This is a genomic window from Ensifer sp. CCNWLY38, assembly GCF_037120565.1.
Classification (GTDB): Bacteria; Pseudomonadota; Alphaproteobacteria; order Rhizobiales; family Rhizobiaceae; genus Ensifer; species Ensifer adhaerens_H.
Genome location: NZ_JBBBBO010000001.1, coordinates 814,576 through 829,834 on the forward strand (window position 1 = coordinate 814,576; position 15,259 = coordinate 829,834).

Annotated in this window: 15 protein-coding genes; 10 read left to right on the forward strand and 5 right to left on the reverse strand. The window is 63.1% G+C overall.

The window, feature by feature from the left end:
* The first annotated feature begins 70 nt into the window (after positions 1 to 70).
* A complete protein-coding gene (gene gcvA / locus V7S54_RS03980; protein WP_065372200.1) occupies positions 71 to 1,015 on the forward strand; it encodes a transcriptional regulator GcvA in 945 nt (314 codons plus the stop codon).
* Positions 1,016 to 1,071: 56 nt separating this feature from the next.
* On the opposite strand, the gene dnaA is transcribed toward gcvA, so the two are convergent.
* The 4 genes from dnaA to mutM form a co-directional block, all read right to left on the reverse strand.
* Complete coding sequence (dnaA, locus tag V7S54_RS03985) at positions 1,072 to 2,517, reverse strand: chromosomal replication initiator protein DnaA (protein WP_065372199.1); 1,446 nt, start codon at positions 2,515 to 2,517, stop codon at positions 1,072 to 1,074.
* A gap of 1,041 nt (positions 2,518 to 3,558) precedes the next feature.
* The gene (rpsT, locus tag V7S54_RS03990; protein WP_034797494.1) at positions 3,559 to 3,825 is read right to left on the reverse strand and encodes a 30S ribosomal protein S20; all 267 of its coding nucleotides are present in this window, start codon (positions 3,823 to 3,825) and stop codon (positions 3,559 to 3,561) included.
* Between the two features lie 187 nt (positions 3,826 to 4,012).
* Positions 4,013 to 4,786 (reverse strand): enoyl-CoA hydratase, encoded by a 774-nt coding sequence (locus V7S54_RS03995; RefSeq protein WP_065372198.1) that lies wholly within the window; start codon positions 4,784 to 4,786, stop codon positions 4,013 to 4,015.
* Between the two features lie 50 nt (positions 4,787 to 4,836).
* On the reverse strand, positions 4,837 to 5,727 hold the full coding sequence (gene mutM, locus V7S54_RS04000) for a bifunctional DNA-formamidopyrimidine glycosylase/DNA-(apurinic or apyrimidinic site) lyase (protein WP_065372197.1): 891 nt from the start codon (positions 5,725 to 5,727) through the stop codon (positions 4,837 to 4,839).
* Positions 5,728 to 5,900: 173 nt separating this feature from the next.
* Here mutM and ubiE point away from each other — a divergent pair, with 173 nt between their 5' ends.
* The 8 genes from ubiE (at position 5,901) to V7S54_RS04040 (ending at position 13,374) form a co-directional block, all read left to right on the forward strand.
* Positions 5,901 to 6,677, forward strand: coding sequence for a bifunctional demethylmenaquinone methyltransferase/2-methoxy-6-polyprenyl-1,4-benzoquinol methylase UbiE (gene ubiE / locus V7S54_RS04005; RefSeq protein ID WP_065372196.1), 777 nt, complete (start codon positions 5,901 to 5,903; stop codon positions 6,675 to 6,677).
* A 5-nt stretch (positions 6,678 to 6,682) separates the two neighbouring features.
* A complete protein-coding gene (gene ubiB, locus V7S54_RS04010; RefSeq protein ID WP_065372195.1) occupies positions 6,683 to 8,257 on the forward strand; it encodes a 2-polyprenylphenol 6-hydroxylase in 1,575 nt (524 codons plus the stop codon).
* Positions 8,258 to 8,483: 226 nt separating this feature from the next.
* Entirely contained in the window at positions 8,484 to 9,014 is a 531-nt protein-coding gene (locus tag V7S54_RS04015) for a GNAT family N-acetyltransferase (RefSeq protein ID WP_065372194.1), read from the forward strand.
* Positions 9,015 to 9,184: 170 nt separating this feature from the next.
* Positions 9,185 to 9,445, forward strand: a complete 261-nt coding sequence (locus V7S54_RS04020) for a hypothetical protein (RefSeq protein ID WP_065372193.1) — start codon at positions 9,185 to 9,187, stop codon at positions 9,443 to 9,445.
* A gap of 168 nt (positions 9,446 to 9,613) precedes the next feature.
* Positions 9,614 to 10,393: an SDR family oxidoreductase gene (locus V7S54_RS04025; RefSeq protein WP_065372192.1), complete on the forward strand. Its 780-nt coding sequence runs from the start codon at positions 9,614 to 9,616 to the stop codon at positions 10,391 to 10,393.
* Positions 10,394 to 10,793: 400 nt separating this feature from the next.
* On the forward strand, positions 10,794 to 11,387 hold the full coding sequence (locus V7S54_RS04030; RefSeq protein ID WP_065372443.1) for an ankyrin repeat domain-containing protein: 594 nt from the start codon (positions 10,794 to 10,796) through the stop codon (positions 11,385 to 11,387).
* A 65-nt stretch (positions 11,388 to 11,452) separates the two neighbouring features.
* On the forward strand, positions 11,453 to 11,890 hold the full coding sequence (locus V7S54_RS04035) for a nucleoside deaminase (protein WP_442892534.1): 438 nt from the start codon (positions 11,453 to 11,455) through the stop codon (positions 11,888 to 11,890).
* Between the two features lie 215 nt (positions 11,891 to 12,105).
* Positions 12,106 to 13,374: an MFS transporter gene (locus tag V7S54_RS04040; protein WP_336408055.1), complete on the forward strand. Its 1,269-nt coding sequence runs from the start codon at positions 12,106 to 12,108 to the stop codon at positions 13,372 to 13,374.
* Between the two features lie 3 nt (positions 13,375 to 13,377).
* On the opposite strand, the gene V7S54_RS04045 is transcribed toward V7S54_RS04040, so the two are convergent.
* Positions 13,378 to 14,157, reverse strand: coding sequence for a bestrophin-like domain (locus tag V7S54_RS04045; RefSeq protein ID WP_065372189.1), 780 nt, complete (start codon positions 14,155 to 14,157; stop codon positions 13,378 to 13,380).
* A 196-nt stretch (positions 14,158 to 14,353) separates the two neighbouring features.
* Here V7S54_RS04045 and V7S54_RS04050 point away from each other — a divergent pair, with 196 nt between their 5' ends.
* A complete protein-coding gene (locus V7S54_RS04050) occupies positions 14,354 to 15,256 on the forward strand; it encodes a cation diffusion facilitator family transporter (RefSeq protein ID WP_065372188.1) in 903 nt (300 codons plus the stop codon).
* The last annotated feature ends 3 nt before the right edge of the window (positions 15,257 to 15,259 follow it).

Genomic DNA, 15,259 nt, shown 5'->3' on the forward strand with positions numbered 1-15,259 from the left:
CATTATTCTCAGCATATTATGCTTCGGACAAACGATCATTTCTCGCTGTATGATTGAGTTTGGCTAAACCATGACCACATCCCTTCCCTCCCTTGCATCGCTTCGCGCCTTCGAGGCGACGGCGCGTCATTCAAGCGTCACCAAGGCCGCGCACGAACTCAACGTCACGCCGGGCGCCGTCAGCCTGCAGGTGCGGGAGCTGGAGCAGACGCTGGGTGTCACGCTCTTCGAACGGCGGCCCAGGCAATTGGTTCTGACGGAAGACGGCAGCCTCTATTTCGCGACGCTCCGACGCGCCTTCCGCATGATGCGGGAGGCGACCGAGGAACTGACGGCGCGCAAACGTGCGCCGGTGCTGACGGTGAGCTGCACGCCGACCTTCGCCGCACAATGGCTGGTGCCGCGCATCGGCACTTTCGAGCTGCAGGTGCCCGGTATCGATGTGCGCATCAGCACCACGAACCGGCTGACGGATTTTGCCAGCGACGGCGTCGACGTCGCCGTCCGGCATGGGCTCGGTCGCTATGACGGCCTGGTCAGCGAACGGCTGATCGACGACGACCCGGTTCCGGTCATCCATCCGGCTCTCCGGGCCAAACTGCCGCTCGACACGCCCAGCGACCTCGCCCGCCATGCGCTGTTGCACGATGTGCACCGCCAGGACTGGAGGCTGTGGCTAGATGCGGCAGGAGCCGAAGGGGTGGATCCCGGGCGCGGGCCGGTCTTCGTCAACAGCAACGGCGCCATCGAGGCGGCCAAGGCCGGCGACGGGGTCGCTCTGGTGCGCCTGTCGCTCGTGGCGCGGGAGCTTGCGGAAGGCCTGCTGGTTGCCCCCTTCCCGGAGGGGGTGATGACCGGCCTTGCCTATCACCTCGTCTATCCGCCGGCCGCTCTCGACCGACCGCCAGTCGTCGCCTTTCGCAGCTGGATCATCGCGGAGGCCCGCACATCGCAGGTCGTCGAGAACCCGCCGATCAGGACGCCTCAGCGACCGGCGTTGAAGGCGGTGCGTTAGCCCAAAACGAAAAAGCCCGGAAAACCGGGCCTTTTCTTTGAAACAGTCAGCCGCGACTATTCGTTGATCAGACGCTTCAGAAGCTCGATCTCGTGGCTGAGCTTGGTATCGCCCGAAATCAGCTCTTCGATCTTGCGCACGGCATGCAGCACCGTCGTGTGGTCACGTCCACCAAAGCGACGGCCGATCTCCGGGAAGGAGCGCGGCGTCAGCGTCTTCGACAGATACATGGCGATCTGGCGCGGCTTGACGATAACGCGGGTGCGGCGGTTGGAGACGAGCTCCTGGCGCGAGACGTTATAATGCTTGGCGACGACGCGCTGGATGTCCTCGATGCGGACGCGACGCGGTTCACCGGCATTGACGAGGTGGCCGAGCAGTTCGTCGACGCGCTCGATCGAAAGCTGCGGCTCGAAGGAACGACGGAACAGAAGCTGGTTGAACGCGCCTTCCAGCTCGCGACCGCTCGCAGTCACATTGCGGGCGACATGGCTCAGGATATCGCCGGGAATGTCGAGCGATCCATCGTCCTGGCGGGCGACATCCAGCCGACGCTTCAGCATTTCGAGGCGCATGTCGTAGTCGGGGCCGTCCATCTCGATGGCGACACCGCCCTGGAGACGCGAGCGAACGCGGCTGTCGAGCGATTCCAGTTCCCACGGAGCGCGGTCGGCGGCGACGACGACCTGCTTGGCGGAGTCGAGCAGCATGTTCAAGAGATGGCAGAACTCGTGCTGGATCGACTTACCCTGCAGGAACTGCATGTCGTCGATGATCAGCAGATCGATGTTGCGCAGCGACTCCTTCAGCGACAGCGCATCGTTGTCGCGAATGGCGGTGGCGAAACGCCACATGAAATATTCGGCCGTCAGATAGACGACGCGCGGTGCACGCGCGCTCTGCAGCGCCTGGATGGCGATGGCCTGCAGGAGGTGCGTCTTGCCGAGACCGACGCTCGAATGGATGAAGAGCGGGTTGAACCGCACGGCACCGGCGCCGGCTTCCGCGATCGTCCGGGCAGCAGCAAGCGCCACGCGGTTCGAGGAACCCTCGACGAAGCTTTCGAAATTATAGCGCTGGTCGAGCGGCGAGCCGAAAAGCGGCGCCTGGGCCGGCCTCTGTACGCTCGCAATCGCCGCTGCGGCAACGGTTGCGACCGGCTGGGCTGCTGCCGGGCGGCGCGCAGGTGCGGCTGGAGCCGCTTCGGTCGCCTGCGGCAACACATCTTCCTGTGTCGTCGGCCGGGCGCCACGGGTCGCGGTGCGCACCAGGATTTCGACCTTCAGAATCTCGCCGTCTTCCTGCTGGAAGAGCGACGTGATGAGATCGAGATAACGATTGTTGATCCAGGACTTCAGGAATGTGGTCGGCACCGAGAGGCGCACGACGCTCTTGGATACGGAATGGAGCTTCAGACGCCCAAACCAGCTTGCAAAGACATCCGGACCAACCTGAGCCTTGAGACGCGCACTTACCCGCTCGAACAGTGCGTCGTGCCTCATGTCGACTTTTTCCCCCGCCGCCTGAGATAGATTGCTTCCGGCTTGGAATGCGTCTCCTTCTTTCTGAAGTGCGCCCGCCGTCACCAAATTCATCTGCATTTTGCCGCCTTCCAGTTCATGTTCAGATGCCGTCATCACTGCCGGCGTCACCTCTTATGTCCGTCGCCCGCGGCGCCCCGAAAGGCCATGCCGCACTCGCCGAACGTCACAGTCGCAGTCGACGCCGGGCTCCTCATCTCCCGCTTCGCTGCGCGCTACGCGCATCCACCAGCCCACCTGTGGCCGGAGATGTCCCCTCGCGCCTCTTGTCAACAATCCTCCGATGCGCTCCCGCACCGCCTCGGATCCTCCTCCTCGTCAACAGCTCTTCGCACCCTCGTACGAAGCGATGAGCCGCGCGTTGGACCTTTGCCTGCCGGCAGGCGCCGCTTGCACCCGCCGTCACGAACTAAGCCCCGCTCCACAACCATAGGACGAAAGCTCCTCATCCGGAGTGGAATGAACCATCCGGTTTTTTCACCTTCGACTTGTCTGATTGAACGACGCGGAGCCGCCCTGATACAAAGGACAGAAACATCGAAACCATTTCTTCAAAATGGCGTCTTCTGCTTCCTTTACAGATGTGGTCCGTGTCCCCTGTGGAGGGCATTTAGGCAGGATCGATGGGCAAGATCAATCGCGATTTTTAAGCAACCGTAAGCACTGACCGTTGACTCTCAGCCTGCCTTTTGCTTGCCGCATTCCGAGTCCGTGAAGAATCGCTTTTGAATCAAGGGTTTTGATTTTTCGCCCTTTGCTTAGCTGGCGAAAAAGAAAAAAAATAAAAAATCGCTTGACTCATTATGGGGTCAGGAGACCCCCGGCCAGAGACATCCTTTTGATAAGGACCTCGCGTATGCCATTGAATTTATTTCATAAATTTTGTCATCGCATTGACACAACGTAATACCGCCGGATTAACCATCGCGATGACACAAGTATGAATCCGAAAAGCCCGGCGCAAGGGCCGGGCTTTTCATCAACAGATTTTTCTTAGCCGGATTAGGCCGAAAGCGACTTCACGCGCTGCGCGAGGCGCGAAACCTTGCGCGATGCAGTGTTGGCGTGCAGGACGCCCTTGGTGGCTGCGCGCATCAGCTCGGGCTGAGCTGCCTTGAGCGCTGCGGCTGCAACTGCCTGATCGCCGGTAGCGATCGCTTCTTCGACCTTGCGGATGAAGTTGCGAACGCGCGAACGACGGGCCTTGTTCACTGCGGTGCGGCGTGCGATCTTGCGGGTCGCCTTTTTCGCCGAAGTTGTATTGGCCATTGGTGCCTCTCTTCGAAAACTGACATGAACTCCGCCCTCGCCGTGCCGGGTCACTGCGACCTGTCATCAAAGCAATTCGGGAATATTTCCGGAAAGCCCAAAATGGCGTTCCAAACTGAGGGCGGCGTATAGCGGGAAACAGCCGCCCCGTCAACGCGCATTTTCCAGAATCTGCGCCCCCCTTGAGCTAGCGATGTTTAAACTCCGGCTTGCGCTTGGCGACGAAGGCGGCCATGCCTTCTTTCTGGTCCTCGGTCGCAAACAGCGAGTGGAAGAGACGCCGCTCGAAACGAAGGCCTTCGGCGAGCGTCAGCTCGAGAGAACGGTTCACCGCCTCCTTCGCCATCATAACCGCCGGCAGCGAGAAGGATGCGATCTTCTCGGCGGCGGCCAGCGCTTCCTCCATCAATTTCTCCGGCGCCACCACACGCGATACGAGTCCTGCGCGCTCCGCCTCCGCCGCGTCCATCATGCGGCCGGTCAGAACCAGGTCCATCGCCTTCGCCTTACCGACGGCGCGTGTCAGGCGCTGCGAGCCACCCATGCCGGGAATGACGCCGAGGGTGATTTCGGGCTGGCCGAACTTCGCGGTCTCGGAGGCGATGATGAAGTCGCACATCATCGCCAGCTCGCAGCCGCCGCCGAGCGCATAGCCGGAAACGGCGGCAATCACCGGCTTGCGGGCCGCAGCCACCTGGTCCCAGCCGCCGATGAAGTCGCCGAGATAACTGTCGACGAAATCGAGCGCCTGCATCTCCTTGATGTCGGCGCCGGCGGCAAAGGCCTTCTCAGAGCCGGTGACGACGACGGCGCCGATCTCCTTGTCGGCATCGAAGGCCTTCAGCGCTGCGGCAAGCTCGCGCATGACGGTCGAATTCAGCGCATTCAGCGCCTGCGGACGGTTGAGCGTCACGAGGCCGACGCGGCCGCGCGTTTCAACCAGCAGCGTTTCGTAGGTCATTCCTGTTCCTCCGGTTCATCTCAGACGCCAGGTCGCGGACCGCCCGGCGTTCATTTCTGGCAATGCGGGCAATAGAAGGTCGACCGGCCCGCCTGCACGATACGGGTGACCGTACCGTTGCAGCCCGGCGTGCGGCAAGCCTCTCCTTCGCGGTCGTAGACGGAGAAGGAGTGCTGGAAGTAGCCGAGCGAGCCGTCGGCCTGGATGTGGTCCTTCAGCGACGAGCCGCCGGCCGCGATGGCATCGGCGATGACCTCGCGGATGGCGTCCGTGAGGCGCAAAAGCCCGTCCTTCGCCTTGCCGCGCTTGTCGACGAGTTCGCCCGCCGGCTTCACCGGCGACAGGCTCGAGCGCCAGAGCGCCTCGCAGACATAGATATTGCCGAGACCGGCGATATTCTTCTGGTCGAGCAATGCCGCCTTCAGCGGCTGCGCCTTGCCGGAAAAGCGTGCGGCGAGATAGGCGGCATCGAGCGCGTTTCCGGTCGGCTCCTCGCCAAGCGCGCGAAAATAAGCGTGGCTCGCCACGGTGTCGCGGCGGGCAAGATCCATGAAACCGAAACGGCGCGGGTCGTTGTAGATCACCCGCACCGGGCCTTCGGCGCCGTCGAGATGAAAGATGACGTGATCGTGCTTCTCGTCCTTGCCGCGCGGATGGTGAAACTCGCCCGGCGTCGCTGCAGCCGGCCCTGCCTCGATGCGGAAGGACCCGGACATACCGAGATGGGCGATAATGACGTCGCCGGCTTCCAGATCGATCATCAGGTACTTCGCCCGCCGCGACAGCGAAACGATGCGCTGGCCGGCAACGGTCGAGGAAAAATTCTCCGGAAACGGGAAGCGCAGGTCCGCCCGGCGCAATTCCGCATTGACGATCCGCGCGCCCTCCATGGTCGGCGCCAGGCCGCGCTTGACGGTTTCGACCTCGGGCAACTCCGGCATAAATGCACTCCTACGATCGCAGCCACCGGATGCGGTGGTTGGCATTTCCTTGGCGGCCTTCTTATCCTATAGGGAGTGCGCTATGCCGCAGGCGCGGTCCCGTCCACGAGATAGCGCGGATGGGGCCTTTTCGCTATGGTGCCGGAAAAATTGGTTCAGATGGAGTTCTTCGTATGACGGATCAGCGCGTATCTGCCGATGGCGGCATGGAAACATCCTTCGGTTTCCGCAATGTCGACGCCGGCGAAAAGCAGCCGCTCGTCAACGACGTGTTCCATAAGGTGGCGAAGCGCTACGACATCATGAACGACGTGATGTCGGCCGGCCTGCACCGCGCCTGGAAGGACGCGATGATCGCCGCCCTCAACCCGCCGCGCCGCGAAGACTATAAGGTGCTGGACGTCGCCGGCGGCACCGGCGATATCGCCTTCCGTATCATCGAGGCCTCCGACCGCAAGGCGCATGCGACCGTGCTCGACATCAACGGCTCGATGCTCGCCGTCGGCGCCGAACGGGCGGAGAAGAGGAAGCTTTCCGCCAATCTCGAATTCGTCGAGGCCAATGCCGAGGAGCTGCCCTTCGAGGCGAACTCCTTCGACGCCTATACGATCGCCTTCGGCATCCGCAACGTGCCGCGCATCGACGTGGCGCTGAAAGAGGCCCACCGGGTGCTGAAGCGCGGCGGCCGCCTGCTGGTGCTGGAATTCTCCGAAGTGGAGATGCCGCTGCTCGATCGCTTCTATGATGCCTGGTCGTTCAACGCGATCCCGAAATTCGGCAAGCTGATCACCGGCGACGAGGCGCCCTACCAGTATCTGGTGGAATCGATCCGCAAGTTCCCGAACCAGCGCGACTTCGCGACGATGATCAAGGAGGCCGGCTTCTCCCGCGTCTCCTTCACCAATTACACCGGCGGCATCGCAGCGCTGCATTCCGGCTGGAAAATCTGAACCCGATGAGCACGCCTGGAACATATGTCCGCCTTGCGCGGATCGGGTGGGTTCTCGTGCGCGAAGGCGTCGTCTCAGCCGTCCCAACCGAGCATCTGCCGCCCTTTGCCCGTTTCGCCCAGAAGGCGGCGGGACTTCTGGCGCGCCGCAGGGTGCCGGGCGAGGAGCGCAGCGACCGCTTGTCACGCGCCGTCGCTCGCCTCGGGCCCTCCTATGTCAAGATCGGTCAGTTCCTGGCGACGCGTCCCGATGTCGTCGGCGCGGAGTTCGCTGCCGACCTGTCGCTGCTGCAGGACAGCATGGCGACCTTCCCGCAAAGCGAGGCGAAGGCCGCAATCGAAGGTTCGCTCGGCCGCAAGGTCGAGGACCTCTATGTCGAACTCTCCGAACCGATGGCGGCCGCGTCGATCGCGCAGGTGCATCCGGCCATCGTGCTTCGCGACGGCAAGCCCGAAAAGGTCGCCGTCAAGGTCATCCGCCCCGGGGTGCGCCAGCGCTTCGCCTCCGATATCGAGGCGATGTATCTCGTCAGCCATATGCAGGAGCGGTTCTTGCCCTATACGCGCCGGCTGAAGCCGGTCGAGGTCACCAAGACGCTGGAGCAGACGACGAAGATCGAGATGGATCTTCGCCTGGAGGCGGCAGCCCTTTCCGAGCTTGGCGAAAACACCAAGGATGATTCCGGCTTCCGCGTGCCGAAGGTCGACTGGGAACGGACAGGGCGCGACGTCGTCACCATGGAATGGATCGACGGCGTCAAGATGTCGGATATCGAGGGGTTGAAGGCCGCCGGACACGACCTCAACCAGCTTGCCGAAGTGCTGATCCAGTCCTTCCTGCGCCACACGCTGCGCGACGGCTTCTTCCATGCCGACATGCACCAGGGCAATCTCTTCGTCGACGATGCCGGCCATATCGTCGCCGTCGATATGGGCATCGTCGGAAGACTTGGAAAGAAAGAGCGCCGGTTCCTGGCGGAAATCCTCTTCGGCTTCATCACCCGCGACTACCAGCGCGTCGCCGACGTGCACTTCGAGGCGGGCTATGTGCCTTCGCATCACGACGCCGCGAGCTTCGCCCAGGCGATCCGCGCGATCGGTGAGCCGATCCACGGACAGCCGGCCGAAACCATCTCGATGGCGAAGCTTTTGACGCTGCTCTTCGAGGTCACCGAGCTCTTCGACATGCAGACGCGCCCCGAACTCGTCATGCTGCAGAAGACCATGGTCGTCGTCGAAGGGGTCGCCCGCACCCTCAATCCGCGCTTCAACATGTGGAAGGCTTCGGAACCGGTCGTCGGCAAATGGATTCGCGACAATCTCGGGCCGAAGCGCATCGTCACGGATCTGCGCGACGGCCTGCACGCGGCGCTCCGGCTCGCCGAGGCCGCCCCCGAGATCGCCGCCCGCACGGAAAAATTCTCCAGCGAGATCATGGCGATGAGCGAAAACGGCCTGCGCTTCGACGCCGAGACCGCGCATGCGATCGGCAAGGCGGAGGCCCGGCATACCCGTTCAGGCCGCGTCGCCCTCTGGCTGATCGCCGCCACGCTCGTCTATATCGCTTGGCAGGTCACCTGATCGCGGCGCGCAGAGCGTTCGGCGCGTTCTGCGGACTTGCCTTTCCACTTGCGCTTGTTATTCTTCCGCCATGGACAATCGCTCGACGATCGCAATGGTGCTTTGCACGCATACCCCAGGGGTGTGCGGGAGACCTGTTGCGCTGATTTAAGCGAAATGTCCCCCACCAACCCTGCCGAGGCGAGCAGGGTTGGGTCCTGTTTCCTCGGAGTAAAGAGAGGAAACAATGACCGAAACGCACGCTCCTCCTGAAACCAAGATCCGCGCGGCGCGCATCGTCGACTGGGAGGCGGTCGCCGCTCTGATGAACCAGCCCGGCATCCGATCCGGAACACTCCGGCTGCCATTCTCCACCCCGGAACAGACACGCAAGTGGATGGAGACAAGATCGGACGACGACACGGTCATCGTTGCCGAACGCGACGGGCATATAATCGGCATGGCCGGCCTGCACCGCAGCAAGGGACGGCGTCAGCATTCGGCCGCCCTTGGCATCAGCGTCGACGACAATCACCGTGGCGAGGGCATCGGTAAGGCACTGCTTACGGCTTTGATCGATGCCGCCGACAACTGGCTGGGCATCAGCCGCATCGAGCTCACGGTCTTCACCGACAACGAGCCTGCGATCGCGCTCTACCGCAAGGCGGGTTTCGAGATGGAGGGCACGCACAGGGCCTATGCGCTCAGGAACGGCGCATTGGCCGACGTCTTCGCGATGGCGCGCATCCGCACTCCTAGCGGATCGCGCGCTGCCTGACGGGCGGCAATGCGCCGATCGGCACCGGTCATGGCCGCGTTCGCAGCCCCCTTGGCAGCAGCCGGCCATGACCGTGTTCCATCCGGAACTGCGCGCTTATCCGCGATGTGAGACCATCTTCTCATGGATGACGAAGCGATCATCCCAACCAATCCAGAGGAGAGAACATCATGCGCAAGATCATCATCGCAGCCGTTGTTGCCGTTACCGCCGCCGTCTCCTTTGCCGCCCCGTCGCAGGCCGGCGGTTTCTCGATCGGCTTCAGCAATGGCCACTACGGTCATGGCTGGGGTGGGCATGTCGGCTATGTCGGCGGCTACTATGGCGGCCCCTACTATTACGAAGATGTACCCTATTGCTTCATCAAGAAGGTCAAGCGCTACGACCACTACGGCAACGTCTACTTCAAGAAAATTCGCATCTGCCGCTGATCCGCGCAAGAAGGGCGAGGGGCAAAAGCCCGGCCGGTTTTCCGGCCGGGCTTTTCTGTTCGGCCTGCCTTCGCCATTCGCCGACGGTCAATTCGATTCCGCTTGGAGCAAAACTGTAGTAGCTCCAATTCCTGGTCATTCTGAAGTCCACATCGAGGAGAACCGGTCATGGATCTTGGTATTGCTGGAAAGCGGGCGCTAGTGCTCGGCGGCAGCAAGGGATTGGGCCGCGGCATCGCCGAGGCGCTGGCAAGCGAAGGCGTCATCGTTGCGCTGACCGGTCGCGATGCCGCATCGGCGGCCAAGGTCGCAAGCGATATCGGCCCGTCGGCGCGGGGCTACGCGCTCGACCTCTCGAAACCCGATATGCTCGACGGCCTGCTGGATCGGCTCGAGGCCGATTTCGGCACGATCGACATTTTGGTGCTGAATGGCGGCGGACCGCCGCCCTCGCCTGCCTCGGCGATCGAGCCCGATTTCTGGCGCGCGCAATTCGAAACTATGGTGCTGGCCGGCATGCGCATCACCGGACGGGTGCTGCCCGGCATGCGGCAACGCCAGTTCGGACGCATCATCGCCGTCGCCTCCACCAGCATCCGCGAGCCGATCGTCGGGCTCACCGCTTCGAATGCGCTCAGAAGCGCTGTCGCAGGCTGGCTGAAGACACTTGCCGGCGAGGTCGCAGCCGACGGCGTGACCGTCAACCTGCTTCTTCCGGGGCGACTTGCCACCGACCGCACGCTCAGCTTCGACCGGATGGATGCCGAAAGCGAGGGCGTCGATATCGCCACAGTCGCGGCGCGCAGCCAGCAGGAGATCCCGCTCGGGCGCTACGGCACGCCGGCGGAATTCGGCGCGGCCGCGGCCTTCCTCGCCAGCCGCCAAGCAAGCTACATCACCGGCGTCGCACTGCCCGTCGACGGTGGCCTCAGCCGCTCGATGCTCTAGGGCCACTCAGGACAGTCAGGTCGAACGGCAACGCATTCAGATTTCCACTTTTTATCATTCATACATTTAATTTCCAAATGGATGGCCCGCCACCTACGGTCGGCGTCGAGGGCGCCATGCCGGGCGCGGGACAGGTTCGGCAAGACGCGCATCTTGCGCCCTTGAAAAGGTCACGGGCCGGCTCAAGTAAGCACGAGATCGCAATGAGCGAGAGCGGGACGAGGGCGCGGCCACTTCCGGGTTTCCACGTCTCGCCCTCAACCGGAACCACTGCGATCGGTCGGCCTGTTCGACCGGTCGGCATGATCGGAAAGACGAAATGCGACCAAGACTTTTCGGCTCGCTGGTTGGCGCATCGATCGCCGCCTTCAGCCTTTCACCCGCAGCTGTGGGGGCCTCCATGCTCGAAACCCAATTGATTTCAGCTGCCGAGGCCGGTGATGCGGACAAGGTCAAATCGCTGCTGCAACAGGGCGCAAGCGTCGAGACCCGTGATGCCAGCGGCGCCACGGCCCTTCTCGTCGCCACCCACGAAAACCGCGTCGATGCGGCGCGCGCGCTGATCGAGGCCGGCGCCGACGTCAACGCCAAGGACAAGATCCAGGACAGTCCCTACCTCTACGCCGGAGCGCGTGGCCATCTCGAAATCCTGAAGCTGACGCTCGCGAATGGCGCAGACCTCAAGAGCACCAACCGTTATGGCGGCACGGCGCTCATTCCGGCCTCCGAGCGCGGCCATGTCGAGACCGTCAAGACGCTGATCGAAGCGGGCGTCGATATCGACCACGTCAATCGCCTCGGCTGGACGGCGCTGCTTGAGGCGATCATCCTCGGCACCGGCGGCGAAAAACACACCGAGATCGTACGGCTGCTGATCAAGGCCGGCGCTGACGTCAAGCTCGCCGATGGCGAAGGCGTCAGCCCGCTGACCCATGCGCGCCAGCGCGGCTACGGCCAGATCGAGAAATTGCTGGTCGACGCCGGCGCCCGCTAGAGGGATTTACCCTGAACCAGGAACAGACCTATCTGGCCGAGGCGGTAACGCTTGCCCGCCGCAACATCGAGAATGGCGGACGGCCCTTCGGCGCCGTCGTCGTCAAGGACGGCGAGATCGTCGGCCGCGGCGTCAACGAGATGCTGTCGACCGGGGACCCGACTTCGCATGCGGAACTCAACGCATTGCCTGCCGCCGCCCGGACGCTCCGCACCCCGCGGCTCGAAGGTGCTGCCGTCTATGCCAGTGGCCAACCCTGCCCGATGTGCCTTGCAGCCATGCGCATGGCCGGGATCACCGAGATCGCCTATGCGAACTCGAACGCCGATGCCGAACCTTTCGGCCTGTCGACCGCGGCGATCTACGCGGAACTGGCAAAACCGCTTGCCGAGCAGGCCATGCGCTTCCGCCATGTACCGGTCGACGATACCGACACAACACCGCTCTACGTGATCTGGCAAAGCGGCAGGGGAACGAATAGCCGGCAGGCGAAACAGCCCTGAGGCGGCCACGACCGGTGACCGCCTTGCATTTTCGTTCAGACCACGGCCGAGTGGGAAACCGACGCCCTCCACCACACAGACAGATTGCCGCTGGATAGCTGTCCCACTTGCCGAGTACACGCGACGGATGTAATCGCAAAGGGAGTCTTCTTCCCTACTCCCGTCGCTCGACATTCCCACGGAAACCGAGCGCTCCCGGCCTGCAGGTGCCCGTGATGAATGCCTATTCCGAAAAAGCGGGTCGCCGTGTTGCGCTGCTTCTCATCGCGGGTTCCGGCGTGGTGACGATCGCCAAGGGCATGAGCCTGACCTTCCTCGCGATCCGCCTCCAGCGTGATTTTGGCCTCAGCCCCGCAGGCATCGGCGCTCTCATCGGCGCCGGCCCGCTGCTCGGCGCAATCGTCAGTCCCTTTGCCGGCACGCTGTCCGATCGCATCGGCCGAAAAGGGGTGCTGACCGCAGCGCTTTTCATGGCCGGGCTGGCGCTGGCGGGGCTCGGACTGGCGCAATCGATCGCCGCCTTCGCGCTGGCGCACATCGTGTCTGCCGTCGCAGCTGCCGTCTATGAACCGGTTGCGCGTGCCTTGATGAGCGATGCAGCGTCTGAGCATCTGCGACTTAAGGTCTTCTCCTGGCGCTATCTCGCCATCAATGCCGGCTGGGCCATCGGGCCGCTGATCGGCGTCTGGGTCGGTGCCGCCTATTCGACGCTGTTCGTCAGCGCCGGCGTCATGCACGTGGCCTTCGGCCTAGTGCTCTTCTTCACGGTGCCCGAGGCCGGCAACAGGCAGATGATCCAGACCAAAGGGGCATCACAGGCTTCAGGCGGCTGGCGCGGGCTTGTTGCCGCCCTGCGCGACCGAAGGCTGGTCTTCTTCGTCATCGGCGGCACGCTGCTCCTGGCCGTTCATGGCCAGTGGTCGGTGACCCTGTCGCAGTATCTCAACACTGGCTTTGCGGATGGCGTCACCCTCTTCGCGCTCCTGGTTTCGACCAATGCCGCAACGGTGCTGATCGCGAGCACGCCTGCCCGGTTCGTCATCGAACGGATCGGTGCGCTGCCGGCGCTGTCGCTCGGCTGCCTGCTTTTCCTGCTCGGCGAAATCGGCTTCGCGGCCTCGTCCGGAATGGAAATGCTCGTCGCCTCGATGATCCTCTTCACCATCGGCGAGGTGCTCGTCGTGCCCTCGGAATATGTGCTGGTCGATGGTATCTCCGATGCTGGCAACCGGGGCACCTATTTCGGCGCCCATTCGCTCTCGTCGGTTGGAAACTTCCTTGGGCCGCTGATCGGCGGCCTGGCACTTGGCACCATCGGCGGCGCCGGCATGTTCCTGCTGTTCGCGCTGCTTTCGGCGGCCAGCGCGCTTCTGTTTGCGATCGGCCATTCCATTCCGCCGCCGCGCCCTGAGGCCGCACGCGCCGATAGGCTCGGCGGTGGCGCCCTCAACGGAGATCTCCTGCGGCTGGGTCAATTCGCCTAGCCGTTATCCGCCGTTCGCAGGCCGCGAGGCGTTGATCTCCTGTTGCACCCGTTCGAGCGGCCCCGGCGCTAGCGCCGCCGGCGGCTGATACGGATTGGAAAAGGCGTAGATCAGGAAGAGGATGATGCCGGTATAGGCGCCGAAGAGGCAGAGCAGCAGCAGATTGCGCCGCATTGGCGGGAAGGAATAATAGGCGAGCGCGATGAAGATGACGCCGGAGAGTGCCGCGAACCAGAAGATACTGTCGATCGAGTCCGCGACATTGCTTTCCCGCTTGGTCCGGCTTTGCGAGATGTCGTGCAGCCGCTCCAGCATCTGGCTGCGCAGGCTCTCCTGGCGCTTGTCGGCCGGGACCAGGTTCAGCACGTGCTGATAGGCGCGATCCCAGTGCACCCAAGCCTGTGGTGAAAGACGTCCCTTGTCCGCCAGTGACTGCCATTCACCATCGATCACCTCGGCCGCATAGGCGGAGATCGCCTGCTGGATCGGCGCCTTGACGGCTTCGCCGTAACGTTCGGCGTCGTAGAAGATGTCAGCGGTCGCCCCGGCTTCGGTAGCCATCTCGTATTTGAGCTGCTGGTACTCGACCATCTCCTGCGCAAAGACCAGCGCGAGGATCAAGCCATGCAGCGCCGAAATGCGAAAGATGACCAAACTGGCAAGTTCCTTTTCGTGCCCTTCCGCCTCGCCGCCCATGATCAGCCGCATTGCAAAATAGGACGCGAGCGTCAGGGCGACCGTGCCGAAGACGAATAAGGCACCGAGCAACATCTCGACGATCATTTTCCCCTCCGCCGGCCGCCGATAACATCGGCAATTCTGAGCGTCGAGGCCTGGAAACACAACGCCTCGCTTTATTAGCAAACGCACGCAACAGCTGTCTTGCCTGCAGGCAAACCGCTATGTTTGCAGCCGCCGCCACCATTTCGACATTGCCGGCCCCTAAGCACCGCGCCGAAACAGGAGTAAAAACAACATCATGCCCGCCCCAAGCGAACAGACAGTCCTCAAGCAATCGATCGCGGCCACCGTCGTCGTCGGGGTGACGGGCGTTATCTTCGGTCTGCTTTCGGGCTCGGTTTCCATCGTCTTCGACGGCGTGTTCTCGGCCGTCGATGCCTCCATGACCGTGCTTGCGCTCGGCGTGACGCAACTGATCCCGAAGCAGAGCAAGCGGTTCCAGATGGGCTTCTGGCACATCGAACCCATGGTGCTGCTCTTCAATGCCGGGCTGCTGACGCTGCTTTCCTTCTACGCGATGGTCAACGCCGTCGGATCGCTGCTGTCGGGTGGCAACCATCTCGCCTTCGACTGGGCGATTGCCTATGCCGCCGTCGTCGTGGTGATCTGCCTCGTCATGTTCGTCTACATACGCCGGGCAAACCGGCCGATCGGCTCGGAGTTCCTGGCGCTCGACGTGCGTGCCTGGGCGATGTCCGGCGCGATCACCTCGGCCCTGCTTGTCGCCTTCGTGATCGCCGCGGCATTGAAGGGCACGGCTTACGAACACTGGACGCCCTATGTCGACCCGGCGATCCTGATCGTGCTGACACTCTGCCTTATCCCGCTGCCGATCCGCACTGTGTTCCAGGCCTTGAAGGAGATCTTCCTGGTCGCGCCTGCCGAGCTCGACGAGCGCGTGCGCCAGGCGGCGGCAAATGCGGTCGCCCGCCACGGCTTCGCCGACTATCGCACCTATGTCGCCAAGGTCGGGCGTTCCAAGACGATCGAGGTCTACCTGATCGGAACGCCGGAAACCAAGGTCGGCACGCTCGCCGACCTCGACCGGATCCGCGCCGAGGTCGGCGAAGAGATCGGCGATCCCGGCCACGACCGCTGGCTGACGATCGCCTTTACCGGCGAAGCGCGCTGGGCGGAGTAATTT